This is a genomic window from Streptomyces sp. NPDC054883 (assembly GCF_053610645.1).
The window spans coordinates 17,896-34,710 of sequence record NZ_JBSGYT010000061.1 but is presented as its reverse complement, the minus strand read 5'-3'; the positions used below and the strand labels follow the sequence as shown (position 1 = coordinate 34,710).

The 16,815-nt window shown below is 69.3% G+C and carries 17 protein-coding genes; 6 read left to right on the top strand and 11 right to left on the bottom strand.

The features are described 5' to 3' along the window. Positions 1 to 96 precede the first annotated feature (96 nt). Both ACWGH1_RS31550 and ACWGH1_RS31545 read right to left on the bottom strand, forming a co-directional pair. Positions 97 to 2,646: an ABC transporter permease gene (locus ACWGH1_RS31550; RefSeq protein WP_453356127.1), complete on the bottom strand. Its 2,550-nt coding sequence runs from the start codon at positions 2,644 to 2,646 to the stop codon at positions 97 to 99. Between the two features lie 6 nt (positions 2,647 to 2,652). Further along, positions 2,653 to 3,387, bottom strand: coding sequence for an ABC transporter ATP-binding protein (locus ACWGH1_RS31545; protein WP_453356130.1), 735 nt, complete (start codon positions 3,385 to 3,387; stop codon positions 2,653 to 2,655). Positions 3,388 to 3,581: 194 nt separating this feature from the next. On the opposite strand from ACWGH1_RS31545, the gene ACWGH1_RS31540 reads away from it, so the two are divergent. The 4 genes from ACWGH1_RS31540 to ACWGH1_RS31525 all read left to right on the top strand — a co-directional run bounded on the left by ACWGH1_RS31540 (position 3,582) and on the right by ACWGH1_RS31525 (position 7,300). Continuing rightward, positions 3,582 to 3,962 carry a BlaI/MecI/CopY family transcriptional regulator gene (locus ACWGH1_RS31540; RefSeq protein WP_453356128.1) on the top strand — a complete coding sequence of 127 codons (381 nt, stop codon included), beginning with the start codon at positions 3,582 to 3,584 and terminating at the stop codon, positions 3,960 to 3,962. 10 nt (positions 3,963 to 3,972) lie between these two features. Then, positions 3,973 to 4,929 (top strand): M56 family metallopeptidase, encoded by a 957-nt coding sequence (locus ACWGH1_RS31535; RefSeq protein WP_453409219.1) that lies wholly within the window; start codon positions 3,973 to 3,975, stop codon positions 4,927 to 4,929. A 518-nt stretch (positions 4,930 to 5,447) separates the two neighbouring features. Then, on the top strand, positions 5,448 to 6,479 hold the full coding sequence (locus ACWGH1_RS31530) for a hypothetical protein (protein WP_453352071.1): 1,032 nt from the start codon (positions 5,448 to 5,450) through the stop codon (positions 6,477 to 6,479). Positions 6,480 to 6,826: 347 nt separating this feature from the next. Further along, positions 6,827 to 7,300, top strand: coding sequence for a nuclear transport factor 2 family protein (locus ACWGH1_RS31525; protein WP_453352070.1), 474 nt, complete (start codon positions 6,827 to 6,829; stop codon positions 7,298 to 7,300). Positions 7,301 to 7,355: 55 nt separating this feature from the next. Here the strand turns inward: ACWGH1_RS31525 and ACWGH1_RS31520 are convergent, their stop codons facing one another. From ACWGH1_RS31520 to ACWGH1_RS31500, 5 genes are all read right to left on the bottom strand, one after another. Beyond that, complete coding sequence (locus ACWGH1_RS31520; RefSeq protein WP_453352074.1) at positions 7,356 to 7,574, bottom strand: transposase; 219 nt, start codon at positions 7,572 to 7,574, stop codon at positions 7,356 to 7,358. 8 nt (positions 7,575 to 7,582) lie between these two features. Further along, positions 7,583 to 7,723, bottom strand: a complete 141-nt coding sequence (locus ACWGH1_RS31515; protein ID WP_453352075.1) for a hypothetical protein — start codon at positions 7,721 to 7,723, stop codon at positions 7,583 to 7,585. A 182-nt stretch (positions 7,724 to 7,905) separates the two neighbouring features. Beyond that, positions 7,906 to 8,529: a transposase gene (locus ACWGH1_RS31510; protein ID WP_453352069.1), complete on the bottom strand. Its 624-nt coding sequence runs from the start codon at positions 8,527 to 8,529 to the stop codon at positions 7,906 to 7,908. Positions 8,530 to 9,107: 578 nt separating this feature from the next. After that, positions 9,108 to 9,470: a hypothetical protein gene (locus tag ACWGH1_RS31505; protein ID WP_453352068.1), complete on the bottom strand. Its 363-nt coding sequence runs from the start codon at positions 9,468 to 9,470 to the stop codon at positions 9,108 to 9,110. Further along, on the bottom strand, positions 9,460 to 9,684 hold the full coding sequence (locus tag ACWGH1_RS31500; RefSeq protein ID WP_453352073.1) for a Ku protein: 225 nt from the start codon (positions 9,682 to 9,684) through the stop codon (positions 9,460 to 9,462). Before ACWGH1_RS31500 ends, ACWGH1_RS31505 begins: the two co-directional genes overlap by 11 nt. Before the next feature lie 678 nt (positions 9,685 to 10,362). On the opposite strand from ACWGH1_RS31500, the gene ACWGH1_RS31495 reads away from it, so the two are divergent. Next, positions 10,363 to 11,169: a nucleotidyltransferase gene (locus ACWGH1_RS31495; protein ID WP_453352067.1), complete on the top strand. Its 807-nt coding sequence runs from the start codon at positions 10,363 to 10,365 to the stop codon at positions 11,167 to 11,169. A 108-nt stretch (positions 11,170 to 11,277) separates the two neighbouring features. Here ACWGH1_RS31495 and ACWGH1_RS31490 read toward each other — a convergent pair whose 3' ends face one another. Beyond that, a complete protein-coding gene (locus ACWGH1_RS31490; protein ID WP_453352066.1) occupies positions 11,278 to 12,870 on the bottom strand; it encodes an ISL3 family transposase in 1,593 nt (530 codons plus the stop codon). A 321-nt stretch (positions 12,871 to 13,191) separates the two neighbouring features. Next, entirely contained in the window at positions 13,192 to 13,320 is a 129-nt protein-coding gene (locus tag ACWGH1_RS31485) for a hypothetical protein (RefSeq protein ID WP_453352065.1), read from the bottom strand. Between the two features lie 625 nt (positions 13,321 to 13,945). On the opposite strand from ACWGH1_RS31485, the gene ACWGH1_RS31480 reads away from it, so the two are divergent. Next, a complete protein-coding gene (locus tag ACWGH1_RS31480) occupies positions 13,946 to 14,347 on the top strand; it encodes a hypothetical protein (protein ID WP_453352064.1) in 402 nt (133 codons plus the stop codon). Between the two features lie 411 nt (positions 14,348 to 14,758). On the opposite strand, the gene ACWGH1_RS31475 is transcribed toward ACWGH1_RS31480, so the two are convergent. Further along, a complete protein-coding gene (locus tag ACWGH1_RS31475) occupies positions 14,759 to 15,310 on the bottom strand; it encodes a YceI family protein (protein WP_453352063.1) in 552 nt (183 codons plus the stop codon). A 221-nt stretch (positions 15,311 to 15,531) separates the two neighbouring features. Then, positions 15,532 to 16,239 (bottom strand): hypothetical protein, encoded by a 708-nt coding sequence (locus ACWGH1_RS31470; protein WP_453352062.1) that lies wholly within the window; start codon positions 16,237 to 16,239, stop codon positions 15,532 to 15,534. Positions 16,240 to 16,815: the final 576 nt, after the last annotated feature.

Genomic DNA, 16,815 nt, shown 5'->3' with positions numbered 1-16,815 from the left:
CGGGTTCGTTGCCGGACATCTTCCCAGCCCGGCCTACGGGCCCGGTGGTGCGTCCGTCGGCGGGTTCCGGGGGGACCCGCCGACGGACGCGGTCTGTCACCCGGCGGCGATGGCCACCAGGACCTTGGTCCGCGCCGCCTTGAAGGCCGGCAGGATCGCCGCCGCCAGGCCGGCGAGGGCAGCGCCTGCGAGGACGGCGAGGATGGTGGTCCAGGGGATCGTCAGCGTGGTGATCCCGTAGAGGGTGAGGACCTTCTGGCCGGTAATGCCCCAGGCAAGGCCGAGGGCGAGGCCGAGCAGGGCGCCGTGGCCGGCGATCAGCACCGATTCCAGGCGGATGAGGCGGCCGATCTGGCGGCGGGAGGTGCCGATGGCGCGGAGCAGGCCGATCTCGCGGGTGCGTTCGACCACCGAGAGGGCGAGGGTGTTGATGACGCCGAGGATCGCGATGGCGATGGCGAGGGCGAGCAGGCCGTAGATGAGGTAGAGGACGGAGTCGACCTGGCCGGTGATCTGCTTCTTGTAGTCGGCCTGGCTCTGGACGCTCACCTGGGGGTAGCCGGTCAGGGCGCGGTCGAGGGCCTGCCCGAGCTGCTTGGCGGCGCCGGGGGTGGCGTTGAGGTAGAGGGTGAAGTCCTTGGCTTCGGGGGCGTAGCGGCCCAGGGTGTCGAGGGAGACCTGGAAGGTGCCCGCGTCCTTGCCCGCGCCGGCCGGGGGTTTGGTGATCGCCCCGACGGTGAGGGTTGCGGTGTTGCCGTTGAGGAAGTGCAGCTCCACCGTGGAGCCGATCTCGAGGTGGTCGGTGTTGGCGGTGGTCTCGTCGACCATCAGCTTCCCGGCGGCGATGTCGGCGGTGGAGCCGGCGACGTATTGGGGTTTGACGGCCTGGTCGACGGTGGCGGTGTCCACGCCGGAGGCGATGACCTGGAAGCCGTTCAGCTGGGCGACGGCGTATCGCTGGCGGGTGACCGCCTGGACGCCGGGGATGGCGCGGACCTTGCCGGTGATCTCGGGGCCGATGGGCTGCTGACCGTTGCCGCTGACGATGTAGTCGGCGCCGAAGGTGTTGTCGACATCGCGGTCGACGGAGGTGGTCAGGGAGGCGGCCAGGACCGCGACCGCGCCGACGAGGGAGAGGCTGATCATCAGGGCGCCGGCGGTGGCTCCGGTGCGGCGGGGGTTGCGTACGGCGTTGAGCCGGCTCATCCGTCCGACGGCGCCGAAGAGCGCCGGGTAGGGCGCGCCGAGGGTGTGCACGACGACCTGGGAGAGGGCCGGTCCGAGGATGACCAGGGCGACGAGGGTGGCGACGATGCCCGCGCCGAGCAGTCCGGCGCCGGTGACCAGGGTGGCGTGGTGGGTCGCGGCGCCGTAGAGGGCTCCTGTGCCGGCGAGCAGGACGACGGATCCGATCACGGCGCGGATCGCCAGCGATGTGGCGGGCGGCGCGGCGGCTTCGCGCAGGGCGGCCATCGGGGAGATGCGGGCGGCTCGGCGGGCGGGCAGGTACGCGGCGATGAGAGTGACGAGGACGCCGACGGCGTAGGCGGCGGCCGGGGCGGCCCAGTTGATGACCAGGGCGGTGCCGGACAGGTCCACACCGAACTGGCCGATCAGGGACTTCAGTGCGGCGGCGAGGCCGATGCCGGCGCCCAGGCCGAGGGTGGAGCCGGCCGCGCCGAGCAGCAGGGCCTCGGTTAGGACGGAGCGGGTCACCTGGCTGCGGCTCGCGCCGAGGGCCCGCAGGAGGCCGAGTTCGCGGGTGCGTTGGGCGACCAGCATGGCGAAGGTGTTGAGGATCATGAAGATCCCGACCAGCACGGCGATGCCGGCGAAGCCGAGCAGGGCATAGGTGATCACGCCTAGGAAGGCGGTGATCTGCTGGGTGGCGGACTGGGCCTGCTCCTCCTTGGTGGCAACCGAGTAGCTGTCGCCGAGCACGGCCTTGATCCGCTGTTGGACGGTGGTGTGGGTGGCGCCGGGCGCGGTGTCGACTGTGACGGTGGTGAAGAGGTCCGGCTTGCCGAGCATCACCGCCTGCGCGGTCGCGGTGTCGGTGTACACCATGGTGACACCGGGGTTGGCGGTGGCGAAGGAGGCGATGCCGACCACGGTGGCCGGTGTGGACCCCGACGGACTGAGCACGTGCAGCCTGTCACCGAGGTGCACGCCTTTGTGCCGGGCGCTGGCCTGGTCGAGGACCAGCTCCCCGGCCTTCGACGGGGCACGGCCGTCGCTGATGCGGACCTGTGGGTTGTCGTACCAGTTCTGGCCCATGGTCGGGGCGCCGGTGGTGGCGCCGATGGGCCTGTTGTCCTTGTCCACCACGGTCAGGGTTTGCAGGCTCACCTGGCCGTGCGCGGCTATCACGCCCGGTACCCGGGCGATTTTCGCCACCACGTCGGCGGGCAGGGTGGGAGTCTCCCCGGACAGTGCGCGGTCCTCGACCTCGGGGTTGAACGCCTGCTTCGGCTTGATCGTGACGTCGGCGGCGGTGGAGGTGGAGATGGAGGTGAACGCGGCGTTGATGGTGTCGGAGAAGACCAGGGTGCCGGAGATGAACGCGACGCCGAGCATCACGGCGAGCGTGGACAGGGCCATGCGGCCCTTGTGGGCGAGGAAGTTGCGCAGACTTGCCTTGATCACGGTTCGTCAGCTCCTGCGTCCGGCGCCGTCGAACTTGCGCATCCGGTCGAGTACCGAGCCAGCCGTCGGCTCGGCCAGCTCGTCCACGACGTGGCCGTCGGCGAGGAAGACGACGCGGTCCGCGTAGGAGGCGGCGACCGGGTCGTGGGTGACCATCACGATCGTCTGCCCCAGATCGGTGACGGACTGGCGCAGGAAAGCGAGGACCTCGGCGCCGGCCCGGGAGTCGAGGTTGCCGGTGGGCTCGTCGGCGAAGACGATCTCGGGGCGGCTCGCCAGCGCGCGTGCGCAGGCCACCCGCTGCTGCTGGCCGCCGGACAGCTCGCCGGGCCGGTGGGCGAGGCGCTCGCGCAGGCCGACCGTGTCGATCACCTGGTCCAGCCACGCCTGGTCCGCCTTGGTACCGGCGATGTCCATCGGCAGGGTGATGTTCTCCAGTGCCGTGAGTGTGGGCAGCAGGTTGAACGCCTGGAAGATGAAGCCGATCTTGTCCCGGCGCAGCCGGGTCAGGTGCTTGTCCTTGAGGGCGGTGAGTTCGCTCTCGCCGATCCAGGTCTGCCCCGCGGAGGCGGTGTCCAGGCCCGCCATGCAGTGCATCAGCGTCGACTTGCCCGACCCGGACGGGCCCATGATCGCGACGTACTCGCCGCGCGTCACGGACACGTCGACCGCATCCAACGCCACCACGCGGGTCTCCCCGGAGCCGTAGGCCTTGGTCAGGCCCGCAGCGCGGGCTGCCACCGTGCGGTGGGCCGTCCGCGGGGCCTCGTTGGCCGTTGTTGCTGTGCTCACGCACATCCTCCTGGGGGCTCTGGGTGCGCCGGCTCGCTGCGTGCCGGTGCGCGGGCGTGGCACACTCGGGGCATGCGAGTAACTTCTACGAGATCGTAGAAGTTCTACGTGATCGTAGAAGATAGCGCAGGAGGAACCGCACCGTGGACGCACCCGAAGCCGCCGCACCCAAGGGCCGGGCCAAGGGCGAACTGGAGGCCGAGGTCCTCGCGGAACTGCACCACGCCTCACCGCAGGCCCTGACCCCCGGCGACGTCAAGGACCGCCTCGGCGGCGGCCTCTCGTACAGCACGGTGGTCACAGCCCTGTCCCGTCTCTACGCCAAAAACCTGCTGACCCGCAGCACCCGGGGCCGCGCCTTCGCCTACCTCCCCATCGCCGACGAATCCGGCCTGGCCGCCCGACAGATGCGTCAGGTCCTGGACGCCCGCAGCGACCGCGAAGCCGTCCTCAGCCGGTTCGTCGACGACCTCTCCGACGACGACGAAGAGCTGCTGCGCAAGCTGCTCGCCCCCGGACAGTAGGCGCCACCCCATGCGCTACGCCGTCTACCTGCCGCTCCTCTTCCCGCTCCTGGCAGCCCCGGCCGCCCGGCCGCTGGGCGAGCGCCTGTCACCGCGGCTGGCCACCTGGATGCTGAGCGCCGGCGCCCTGGTGCTGGCCGCCGCGAGCACCGCGGTCCTGGCGATGCTCACCACCACCGGCCTACTGCGCTTTCCCCTGCTCGCCCGCCTGGCCCACGGGCACTGGTCGGCGCAGGCGGCCCAGCAGCACGACCCGGCCTCGCTGTCCGTGGCCCTGCTCGCGGGTGTCCTGCTGGCTGCCGCCGGTTCGATGGCCGCCCGCACGGCGTGGCGCCGCGCCCGCGCCCTGATGCACGCCGCCACCGAGGCCGCCTGCCTGCCGGGCCACGACCAGCTCGTCGTCGTGGACGATCCCGCCGCCGATGCCTACGCCCTGCCCGGCCGCCCGGGTCGCATCGTGATCTCCACCGGCATGCTCACCGCCTTGAACCCCGCCGAACACGAGGTCCTGCTCGCCCACGAACGCGCCCACCTCGCGCACCACCACTACCTGTTCGTCGCCTCCGCCCATCTGGCCGCCGCCGCCAACCCGCTGCTGCGGCCCGTTGCAGCCACCGTCGCGTACACCGTCGAGCGGTGGGCCGACGAAAGCGCCGCCACCCACACCGGCGACCGAAGGCGCGTCGCCCACACCGTCGGCAAGGCCGCACTGGCCGCGAAACGCACCACAAGCCGGGCATGGATCCCGGCCGGCGCCCTCGGCATCCTCGGCCGCCTCGCACCCGCCGGCCCCGGCCCCGTACCCCGACGGGTCGCCGCCCTCCTCGCCCCACCCCCACACAGTCACACCCTGACCGTCCTGGTCCTCGCGGGACTCCTACTGGCGAGCGGCCTGTGCGCCGCCGAAGCCGCACACGACCTGGAAGCCCTCCTCGAACTCGCCAAACACGCAGCATCGCGAGGCTGAGCCGTCAGGCCGCCCGGGCGGCGGGCAACAGCCGGGTCCCTCCGGCAGAGGACGGCGGCGCCAGATCCAGGTGCCGCAGCCCTCAACGCCCCGCCGACGGCCGACCCTTGGCCGGAGCATCGCGAGCGGCACCCCAAGGGCCTCCGTCAGCCGGTCCGCCGCCACCCCGGCACCGATCGGACCGCGCAGCGCGGCACGCACCTGCTCCGCGTCCACGGCCTCCACCACCGCCCGCGACCACAGCCCCGGACCGGCGTCCGCCGACGGGACCAGACCGCAGCCGGTAGCCCACCGCCACGCCCCCACCGGAACCCGCAGCCGGCCCGCCGCCGCGACTGCTCGAAGGACCTGCGGCGGTGGTCGGGCTCGGTGAATCTCCCCACTCGACGCTCAGGGGTGGGACGGACCTGCTCACCGAGATTCCCCACCCCCGGCACCGCTGAGCTCACCCGGCTGGGGGAGGGAGGTCGTCCCGGCGGCCGACGCCGCGCCACCACGGTCGATGCGACGTTCAGAACATGACCAGTGATGAACGGACGATGAAGGCACTCTGGAGCGCCTGGTGGCAGCGCTGGCCACGCTGGGTGGCCAGGGCAACGATGCTGTGGGCCGTGGTCTATGCCGGCTTCGGCCTGGCGTGCGCGCTGAGCGGGACCTCTTTGCTCTATCACGGCACCGACTCGGAGGTCTCCGGGCTGGGTTGGGCGGTCGTGGCGGTGGGTGCGCTGGCCGCATTGGTCAGCGGAGCGGTGGTGCTGTACGGGCTGCGGTCGGCGCTGCGGGTGCTGCTCTGGGTGGTCTGCGCCCTGGTAGGGATCACCGCGTTCAGCCTGCTGATGGATGTGATCACGCTGATGCTCGGTCAGGGAGTGGACAGTCGGGCCTCCGCTGCGAACAAGGCCCTCGCCGCGATCGGGGCGGTCCTGCTGGCGGCCACGGCCCGGTCCGACCGACCGACCGCCGGTACCTCCGTCCGAACACGATCCGCCGCACCGCGGTGTGTCCGACTCGCTGCCTGGGCGGGCACGCTGGCCTTCGTCCCGTACACGGCGATGAAGCTGGTCTGGGCGTCGGGCGGCACGTTCGCCGGGATCACCGGCGAGGAGATGCTCGCGGTCTCGGAGCGCAACGGCGCCTCGAAGATCTTCCTCACCCTGGAGTCCTGGGGGCTGGATCCGACCGCGCTGCTGGCCGCGCTCGGCGTTTTCCTGCTGTGGGGCCTGGTCCGCCCGTGGGGCCAGGTCTTCCCCCGCTGGACGCTGTTCCTGCGCGGCCAACGGGTGCCGCGCTGGCTCCCGCTCGCCCCGGCTCTGCTCGGTGCTTCCGCGCTCGCCCCGTACGGTGTTCTGGGGGTCGGATACTTGGCCCTAGCCACGGCCGACGTAGTGACGATGCGGCGCGGCGACTTCCACTCGTCGGGCGACGCCCTGCTGGTCGGCTGGATCGGAATGGTCGCCTTCGCCGGCTACGGCATCGCCCTGACCATCGCGGCCCGCTCGTACTGGCTTCGGACGCGTCCAGCTTGCCAGATGACTGTCGTCACAGAGTGACCGTCGGTGGCCAGCCAGATACCGCTGCCTGGCCACGGAGGATTTCAACTGGCCACTCACGCCAAACGCGGCCCGAGCCGTCCAGGATGAGCGAAACGCCGCCGCAAGCGCCCTTCGCTGCTCGGCACGGCCCCACACTCCGAGGCGGGCCGCCCCGACCCCGGTTGCCGAAGCAGCGGGCTGGGGAACGAAGAGCAGCCCTGGGGAAAATTCGGGCTCTGACCGAAGTTCCGTGAAGGCGTCGTTGCGCGAGGAGTGGAAGACCTGGACGAGGGGCGCGGGCGTAGGTGCTGAGTACCCTTCGGGGAAGCCTTCGCTTCCATGCGCGGGTCTGATAAGAGTTGATCATGGATGTTGAAACCCTTGGCCCGATGGAGCGCTTGATTGCCGAGCGGGCATGTGAGCGACTGATCATCGAGTTCGTCCGCCAGCTCGACCTCGGGGACCCGAGCTCGGTGGCGGACCTATTCACCCCAGACGGGATGTGGGAATGGCCCGCCGGGGATCGCCGCATATCGGGCCGCGAGGCGCTTCGTGTCTACTTCGACGGTCGGCCCGCGGACCGGCTGTCGCGGCGGATGTGCACCAACATCCTGGTCAACGTGACCTCTCCGGACACGGCCGCTGCCACCACATACTTCGCCACGTACCGAGTCGACGGCTACTCCGAGGGCATGGTGCCGCCCCGGCCCCCGACTCAAGTGGGGCATTACGAAGACACGTTCCGCAAGGTGGACGGAATCTGGCTGCTCGCAACCCGGACCTTGTTTCTGTCCTTCGCCGGTCCCACGGAACACCTCGACCATCCCGGTCAATCCTGACGATGACCTGCCGAGCTCTGAGCTCCCAAGCGTGATGCTCTGACTGGAGATTTCGTCAGGGTCGCGTTCGGGTGAGGATGCGGGTCCGAAGAAGATCGAAGGAGGCCCGTCCGTACATCGCCCTCTTGAGCGTTTTGACTCTGTTGACGTGGCCTTCGACGACGCCTGAGCTCCAGTGAAGAGTGAGTCCGGCAGTAACGGCGTCGAGGTCCTGTCGGAGGAAACCGGCAAAGCCGCTTACCGGCTTCGGGGCGTCTTGTTCAGCCTGGCGGATCCACTCGGTCAGAAGGAAGCCACGTCGGTGGCGGAGGAGCTCGGCGAAGGCGCGGCGAGGTCGCAGGCCCGAGCGATGTCCGGGCAAGCGATCAGCACATCGAGCAGGCAGCGTTCGAGTTCGGGTGGAAGGGTGTCTTGCGGTCGCATGATCCAGCTGGTGATCTTACGAGGGCTGGGAATGTCCGCGCGGATGGGTTCGGCGTTGCCGGCGCGGAGGGCGGCAAGGTGTTTGCGAACGACCTGGCGACTGCCGCGGTAGCCTCGTTCGTAGATCTCCAGGAAGAGGCGGCTGCCGCTGACCTGGCCGAGACTTTCGGTGAAGCGGGTGTTCAGGTACGGCTTGAACGGTTCCAGGACTCCGGCCGGCTGGCGTTCGTTGGCCGAGGCCAGGAGCTGGTCGAGGCCAGGAGCTGGTCGAGGTCGGTGTCGCGGAAGCGCCGGACGGTCTTGCGGTCGAGGTGGAGACGGCGGCCAATAGCGCTGACGGTCCAGCCCGCGGCGACAAGCTTCTGAACGTCAGCGTGGCGGTGCCGGGTCCGGTCGATGATCGGCGTCCGGGGTAGTTCGTGGAGTGGGAGCTGCATCAGCGGCGGTGCCTCCGGGATGCGGCTGGTCACCTCGTCGACGCGTTTGCGCAGGCAGGCGCGGTGCTGGTGGCAGGTCTTCTCCACGGCGGCGGCGAGGTTTTGGAGCCGGTGCCAGCGGTCGGCGACTTCCACGGCGTCGGGCGCCGCTTCTTTGATCGCGTGAGTGTAGGCCGAGGCCCGGTCGCGGCAGATGATTTCGGCGCCGGGATGCTCGCGCAGCCAGGCGGCGAAGGTCTCGGAGGTGCGGTCGGGCAGGACGTCCACTACTTGGCTGGCCTCCACGTCGACGAGGATGGTTCCGTAGGTGCGGCCCTTGCGGAAGGCGAACTCGTCGACACCGAGAACCCGCGGGGCTCGCTCCGGCACCGCCGGAGGATCCAGCAGCTCCAGCAGTCGCGTGCGTCCAGCAGCGAGGTGCATACTGCGGCACAGCCGTTCGCCGGCCGGCCCACCGAGCTCGACCGCGACTTGGCGGAGCCAGGCCTTCAGACCGAGACTGGAGCGGCGATACCGCTCGCTCGGCCCCGCTGACCTGCTCGACGAACGTCCGGCACTGACAGCCGGCCCGGTCGCAGAAGAACCGCCGGACCCGCAGCCTGACCAGCAACTTCCTCCCAGACAACGGCCGCTCGGCAAGACACCGCTCATAGCAGGAATGCACCCGCCGAGCCCGGGCACGGCACCCGGGCACCTGGGCGGTGGACCGCACGCGGCCGCCATCACTATCAACACCTCAGCCGTGAACTCCGCAGTCTCCAATCGCACATCGACATCTGGGAACAGCACATCGTCCAGCGAGCAGACCCCCACCAGCGAGAAATGCCCTGCCGGAACGTTCCCTCACACGGCTCCTGACCTGGGATTTCACGGAACTCCGGTCAGAGCCAAAATTCGGGGTCCCCATCAGCGGGCTGACCACTGCGAGTCAGGAGGTTCCCCCTGTCTCAGGCGCTGCGGGGTTTGCGGCCGGCGCTCTTCTTCGCCGGAGTCTCCTCGGCGGTTTTCTTCGGCGCTGCTGTCCTCTTGGTGGCCTTCTTCGCAGCGGGCAGGTCGTGGACGGTGGCATCACCGCAGCCGCTGCGGGAGGCTTTGGCCTCGCTGACGGACTTCTCCAGCATCGCCATCAGGTCCACCACCTCCGGCGAAGCCTGCGCGGGGGCTTCCACGGGCTCCGGGCGGGTGCCGCCGGCCTTGGCCTCGATCAGCTTCTCCAGCGCGTGGCGGTATTCGTCGTGCATGTCGCTGATGTCCCGGCCCGATACGGTGCCCGCGAGCGCGACCGCGGCGTCCACCTCCTCATTGGACACCTCCAGGTCCGGGCACCTCGACCTGCCGGGAGTCCCTGATCTCGTCCGGCCACCGTATCCCGTGCAAAACGATCGCATCGTCCAGCGCCCGCAGCAGCCCCAGCGGCTCCCGGTCACGCATCGCGAACTTGGCGACCGCGACCTTGCTGCTGCGCTCCAGCGCCTGCCGCACCAGCTCGTATGGCTTGGCCGCGACACCCTCGGCGGCGGCCAGGCAGGTAGGAGGCGCCGATCCGGATCGGGTCGATGCTCTCGGTGGGCACGAACGCGACGATCTCGATCGCCTTCGCCGTGGGCAGGGGCAGCGCGTCCAGGTCCCGTCGGCGACGGGGATGCCAGCCCAAAGCAGAACAGCACAAGCCAGTGAACGCTCATGACGCTAACCGGTCCAGGATCCGCGACACCCATCAGGTGACGCCGAGATCCTTCCGCATTTCATCCCTGGCCGCCGTCAACCGGTCCCACAACTCGCCGGTGCGGCTTTCCAGCTCTCGCATAGCGGCCTCCCAATCCAGGGAGCCTCTACGTAGTCCTTGTACGAGGCCGTACATCTTTCGCAGGGAGCCGTTCACTGCCCCCAGCGCAACGAGTACCTCACCTGGCTTTGTCAGCGAGTTACGGGTTCTGGCACAGATCTTGGGGAGCGGTCTCAGAGGGTAACAGCGGTATTCGGTTGCGGGGCTCGGGCTGGCATGAGACCGCGCACGTCCTGCCGCCGCAGCGCGCCGCGGGTTGGGGGAACGAACGAGGACGGCGAAGGTGCGTCCATCGATCCTGGCGGGCCGGTGCCGCACCGCCCGCTGGCGGATGCGTGGGCGGTGCTATTCGCGGACGCCGCACCGCCTCGGAAATCCGCTCGGCAACACGCAGCAGCACAAGGCACAGTGACCCCATGAATGAACGAGGGCTGGACCGCGACGGAACAATCGCACGCGAAGGCGCACTGGACCGAGTGCCGGCAGCGTTCGTCCCCGTCGTCGGTGCCGCCCGCGCTCACATCACCGAGACGTTCGGCAGAACGCGCCTGCACAGCGCCTACCTCTACGGCAGCATCCCCCGGGGCACCGCCACCCCCGGAGTCTCCGACCTCGACCTCCAGCTCGCCCTTCACGACGAGCCCACCGAAGCCGACCACGCTGACGCCAAAGCAATCGAGGCCGTACTCGACCGTGCATTCCCGCAGATCGATGGCGTCGGGATCCTGCTAACCAGCACGCGGGTTCTGCTCAGCGACCTCGAACGTCACGATGGCGGATTCTTCATCGCCTGCCTCTGCACCCCGCTGCTGGGCCCTGACCTCGCAGAACAACTGCCCCGTTACCACCCCACAGCCCTGCTCGCGCGGGAGACCAACGGCGACCTCGCCCGCGTGCTTCCAGACTGGCGTGCTAAAGGAGCCGAAGCCACGACGGACGCCGATCGCCGGACCCTCAGCCGTCTCGTCGGCCGTCGCATCGTCCGCACAGGATTCACCCTGATCATGCCCCGATGGGGCGGCTGGACCAGCGACCTCAACCAGTCCGCCGAGCTCTTCGGCCGCTACTACCCCGAGCGCGTCGAGCAGATGCGTGTCGCCGCGTCCATTGGACGTGCGCCCTCACCCGACCAGGCGGTGCTCGGGATGCTCATCAACGACCTCGGCCCTTGGCTCGCAGCCGAATACACAGCCGTGCACGGCGAGAAGGCCCCGCGTCCCTGATGGGCAGCCCACGCCATGAGTGACCCTCGCAGCAGCCGCTGACACTCCAGATGCCCAGCAGTGTCGATTCTTGGTTTGCACAGATCTTGGGGGAGCACTTGCAGAGGGTTACTGGAGCAGGATCATCTTGCGGAGTAGTTCGAAGCCGGCTCGTCCGTAGAGCTGCCTCTTGATCTTTTTGATGCGGTTGACCGCGCCTTCGATGCTGCCGGAGCTCCAGTCGAGAGTGAGCCCGGCTATCACGGCGTCGAGGTCTCGGAGCAGATGGAGCGCGAAGCCGGTGAGGCCGGGTAGCTGGCTGGCGTCGAGGGCGTCGATCCAGGTGGGGAGTGTGGAGCCGAGGCGGTCGGTGAGTATCTCGCCAAAGTCGCGGACATGTCCGGCGGCCTTGTCCAGCTCGGGGCAGCGGCCCAGTACCTCCTTCAGGCCGGCCCGGTCTTCCTCGGTCAGGGCCGTGGGGTGCCGGGTGAGCCAGCCGGTCACCTGCCGCACCGTCGGCGGCCGGGGCGGCGCCCCGGACGGAGTAGCGCGCAAAGTGGCGATGTGCGCGCGGACCATGCCGTAGGTGACAGGAGCGTGCTCGGCAACCAGCTCGCCGTGCAGCCGGGTGACGCTGGTGCATCCCGCGGCGAATCGCCGCTCCAAGTAGGGCTTGTAGGGGTCCAGTCTGCTGGGCCGGGGCCGGTTCTCGCGGATGGTGTCCTGCCAGCGTGCGGCGTTCGCGTATCTGAGCACGGTGTTGAGGCCCCATCCCAGGTGCCGGGCAATCGCCCGGCGTGAGTGACCTTGGGCAAGGAGCTCGTGGACCAGGGCATGTGCGGCCTTCTTCCGCTCGGCCCGCCGGCCGATGGGCGCCGAGTCGCCCTGCGGCCGACCGGAAGCCAGTCGGGTGGCCTCCGGCAACATGCCGCTGGGCGAAGGATTGCGCAGGCAGTCGCGATGGGCGGCGACGCAGGTCTCCACGGCCCGGCCGAGGCCCTGCCACAGATGGAACCGGTCGGCGACCTGCAGAGCGTCGGGGGCACCGCGCAGGGCACCCTCGGCGTAGGCGCCCGCCCGGTCCCGGCAGATGATCTCCACGCCGGGGTGGCGGATCAGCCAGGCGGCCAGCGGCCCGGCTTCACGCGTCGGGAGCACATCGACCACGCGATGGTCTTCGACGCTGGTCAAGACGGTGGAGTAGGTCTGGCCGCGGCGGATCGCGAAGTCGTCCACGCCCAGCACCCGCGGCGTGCTGAACAGTGGATCGGGCAATGCCATGACCCTGCGTAACAAGGTCATCCGCCCCGCGCCGAAGCCGAGCTGGGCGGCCAGCCGGGCGCCGGCCCGCCCGGCCAGCGCGAGCCCCACTTGCTCCAGGGCGTGGTTGAGCCGCCTGGTGAACCGTGCGTGCGGGGCGGCCAGCCGCGGGAACGGCTCGGCGAACGTCCGGCGCGGGCAGTCCCCCGACCCGCAGATGAAGCGCCGGACCGCCAGTCGGATCACAAAGCCCTGATCAGCAAGCGGTAGGTCCTTCAGCCTCCGCTGATATCGGTCGTGGACCCGGTCCGAGAAGCGGCCACAGTCCGGACATCCATAGCCAGCCTCTCGGCCTCTCGCCACCACCTCGACCGTGCCGAACGCGGCCGTCACCGCCTCGACATCCACATCGTCGATCCCGTCGAACACCAGAGAGTCCCAGAACGGTGCATCGGTCTGCATGACCAGCACCATCACCGTCCACAACCGACCGCAGCAGCGATCGGCAGGTACCTGAGGGAGCGTCAATTCTGTCCGTGGGACGACAAGGCGTACGCCGTCTCACACGAACCCGTCTCCTCACAATCGAACATCGAGGTAACGCTCCGCGACGACTCCCCAAGATCTGTGCCAGAACCGAGATTTGAGAGCACCTGGATGCTTGCTTCGGGACCATGGTTGTGCTCTGCACGATGAGGGGGCCCGGGTGCTGCCGAAGTCCAAGGTCGATCTGTACGCGGCGATCCGTCGTGACTCGCGCCAGGGGTTGTCGAACCGTGCTCTTCAGCGGAAGTACGGCGTCGGGTTCTTGACGGTGCAGAAGGCGTTGTCGTCGGCTTGGCCGGAGCCGAGGAAGCAGCTTCCGCCGAGGGCGACCCGCCCTGCCTCCCTGAGTTCGAAGCCGCATGACACCAACGCATCCCTGGCACTGCGAGCAGCTGCATTGATCCTCGCGTAGGACGCCCGACGCTCTTCTAGGATCTGGGTGTCGTGAGCGTGCTTCCGGTCCTCCAGCCGGTGCCTGTCCAAGCGTTCCCGGTCTTCCCTTCGAAGCCGCTCCGCTCCCCGCTGCGTCAGCAGAACTGACATCAGCGTGACCAGACCCCCTACGACAGCGGCCCCGAGAGTAAGTAGCTCCGGCCCCATAAGTCCCCCTCCATCGACACTCCCGGCCGTACGCACCACCCGGGAGCGCCCATCCTCCTGACCGACGACGGGAACCGCTACCCGCCCTCCGAAGGTCTACGGGCTGCGGCCGCAGCTCGCCAACGGCCTGCTCCACGAATTCAGCATCACCCACATCCAGACGAGGAGGCGGCTCTGCTGGTTGGCCGTGACGAAGGCCGTCCAGGCGAGTTGTGACCAGGCGAGAAGCGTGGGAGCCCAAGTTCGCCGTGCCCCTCCTACCACCGCGCCGCCCTCGCCATCGGCGCGGGACTCTTCGTACGGTGGGCACCGGCCCTGGGCCGCCCCCTCCCATCGGCCTCACTGTCCATTCCCTACGCTGGCCGTGCAGCAAGATCAAAACAGGAGCGCCGTGCCTTACACCAACCGCTGGCATCTGCAAGGTTCCGCCGGTCACGCGTACTCCGGCGAAGAAGCTCGACAGCTGCTTCGACACCGGTGGGACTGGGCGAGCCAGGAGACGTGGTTTGAAAATGACGCTGGCGAGCTCTTGGCCGTGGTCACCAATGGCCAACGCGCGAAGGTCACCTTGACGGGTCGGTCAGGCGATTTCGATGAGTATCTCGTCGATCCACGCGGTGCAGGCTGCTCCGGCGGCTATCTGATGTCCACCGGACAGGTCGATAGCTACGACGACCGGGACACCGTCACCTTCGACGTCGCCGGCCATGCCGTGGCACACCTCATCGAGCATGGCGCCTGGCCCCCGGAGGTGACCGTCGAACGCGGCCGGGTGAATGACCGCGGCTGGTGAGGCCCTCTCATCGATCGGCTGCCCTTGAAGACCCAGCCTCGTGAGCGCCCAACCAAGGCGCTGCGGCTGGAGAAGCGGGGTGCCGAACCGACCGCCGGGCTCCAGCCCGGCGTGCCGGTCTCACCCCGATGGGAGCCGTCGGCGACGGCGGCCCTCCCGTGGACCGCTACTCCACCGAGGACGTCGCGCTCCTGGAGGTGGTCCGCCCCTCCGTGGTCTGACGGGCGGTGCGCACCGTGGCGGCGGGCCGCCGCTCCCCGCTCGCCGCCCTTGACCCGCTTGCCCCGGACAGTGATCGAGTGTTCCTGGCGGAAGTGGCGCGGATCGCCCGGGTGGGCCGGGCCGCGGTGGCAGGGCGGACACCGCGACGCCCATCGAAAGCTCTGGGCAAGATCAATTTGGAGACGGACCCTAGCCCTGCTTGATCGCGGAGATGTCGAACTCGAGGACGATCTTGTCGCCGACCAGGACGCCGCCGCCTTCCAGGGCTGCGTTCCAGGTGACGCCGAACTCCTTGCGGGAGATGGTCACCGAGCCCTCCAGGCCGACGCGCAGGTTGCCGTAGGGGTCGACGGCATTGCCGGTGTACTCGAAGTCGATGGTGACCGGCTTGGTGGCGTCCTTGATGGTGAGGTCGCCGGTGACCCGGTATTCGGCGTCGGACTTCTGCTCGACCGCGGTGGTGCGGAAGGTGATGTCGGGGAAGTTCGGCGCGTCCAGGAAATCGTTGGTGCGCAGGTGCTGGTCGCGCTGCTCGACGCCGGTGTCGATGCTCTGTGTCTTGATCACCACCTGGCCGGTGGACCCGGCCGGGTCGGCGCCGTCCAGGTGCGCGGTGCCCTCGAACTGGTGGAAGGCGCCACGCACCTTGGTGACCATGGCGTGTCGGGCGACGAAACCGATCCGGGTGTGGGCCGGATCGAGGACGTAGTCCCCGGTGAGCTCAGGGAGTGAGACGGCCATGGTCAGGTACCTCCGTAGGGTCCGGATCCCGACGGCGGCCCGCCTGGATCATTCCCGAATCACGCTAGGGGGCAGCGACTCCCGACCCGGCCGAACGCGCATGGCCTCAGAGGATTTCACCCTGACCGGTGAGTCTGAATCACCGCCTTACCGCTGTCTGCCTCACTCGCAATCGACAGCCGGTGTCGATCCGAACACCCCCGTGACCTGGTGCTAAACCTTCAGGATCCGATTGTCGAGGGCGTCGTACTGCACGCGGACTGCTTGGCCCGCCGCATTGACCCGGGTGACCAATCGCCCGGCGGCATCGTGGACGTACCGCACGGTGCGGCCGTCGAAGTCGGTCTCGGACTCCGGCATTCCGGCATTCCGGCGGCGTCGTACGTGTATCGCCGGCTGAATCCGTGCGAGTTGACCACCTCAATCAAGCACAGTCGGGCGTCGTGGACGAAGGTGTGGCGGGCGCCGTCCGGACCGGTACGGGCTTTCACGACGTCGAAGTCGCCGTACTCGACGGCTGTGGTCCCGCCGAGCGCGTCGGTGTGGCGGATGCAATTGCCCTCGCCGTCGTACGCCCAGGACTGGGAGGAACCATCGGGGTCGGTGCGCCGCGCGATCCGGCCCTCCGTCGTCCACTCCAGCACGGTGGTCTTGCCCAGCGCGTCTGTGATCCGCACCGGCCGCCCCGGCTTGTCCCGTTCGCAGCGGGTGACCGCCCCGAAGGGGTCCGTGATCTGGACCGGCAGCCCGGCGCGGTCGCAGCGAACCCGGGTGCTGGCTCCGAGCCCGTCGGTGACGGACGAAATCCCGCCCGAGGCGTCGTACGTGTAGCGGGTCGTGTCCCCGACCGGGCGGGTGCGGGAGGTGCGATTGCCGCGCTCGTCGTAGGTGAACTGCCACGAGGTGCGGTCGGCCTCGGTCTGGGCCACGGGGCGCCCGGCCTCAACGACCGGTTGGAGCGGTCGTCGCGTCCGGGGCTATCGGCTTGGACCCGGCTGATCTTCACCCGCGGATGCTGACGGTGACCGTCCTGGGCGGCCGCCGGCAGCGCGGCAGCCCCCACCCCCGCTCCGGACGCCAGGACGACAACGGCGATACGACGGACCGAGGAAGAAGCAGATGACATGGGTGACGCTCCCTCAACAACACTGCCAGACCTGCAAAGCAGGTGACGGCAACCGGTGCGGATTCCCGGCCCGGAGTGAGCCGATGGCCACACTCTCGACCCCGGCCCCGCCCAGGCGCAGCACCCCCTGAGGGCGGTTACCGGATACGGACATTCACGTCACACTTGCCTGCACACCCCATGCACATCTGCCCGGCGTGGCCCTGACATTCACCGCCGCGTACACCCACCCGCCCGACGAGCGACACCCAAGGGCAGCGCGCTCCGGCGCACCACCAGGCCCGCCCCTCCCTCACCTCACCCACCTGGAGTAGCCGATCAAGTAACAACCTCACCTCGCCAGTCCTCGGCGACGGCGCGTTCACGGCGGGCGAGGAGA

What these genes read in the sequence shown, in the direction of transcription:
- ACWGH1_RS31515 (WP_453352075.1), bottom strand. Translation starts at nt 7,723, where the DNA reads ATGCGACCGCAAGACACCCTTCCACCCGAACTCGAACGCTGCCTGCTC.
- ACWGH1_RS31525 (WP_453352070.1), top strand. Translation starts at nt 6,827, where the DNA reads ATGGATGTTGAAACCCTTGGCCCGATGGAGCGCTTGATTGCCGAGCGG.
- ACWGH1_RS31535 (WP_453409219.1), top strand. Translation starts at nt 3,973, where the DNA reads ATGCGCTACGCCGTCTACCTGCCGCTCCTCTTCCCGCTCCTGGCAGCC.
- ACWGH1_RS31475 (WP_453352063.1), bottom strand. Translation starts at nt 15,310, where the DNA reads ATGGCCGTCTCACTCCCTGAGCTCACCGGGGACTACGTCCTCGATCCG.
- ACWGH1_RS31530 (WP_453352071.1), top strand. Translation starts at nt 5,448, where the DNA reads ATGACCAGTGATGAACGGACGATGAAGGCACTCTGGAGCGCCTGGTGG.
- ACWGH1_RS31495 (WP_453352067.1), top strand. Translation starts at nt 10,363, where the DNA reads ATGAATGAACGAGGGCTGGACCGCGACGGAACAATCGCACGCGAAGGC.
- ACWGH1_RS31490 (WP_453352066.1), bottom strand. Translation starts at nt 12,870, where the DNA reads ATGCAGACCGATGCACCGTTCTGGGACTCTCTGGTGTTCGACGGGATC.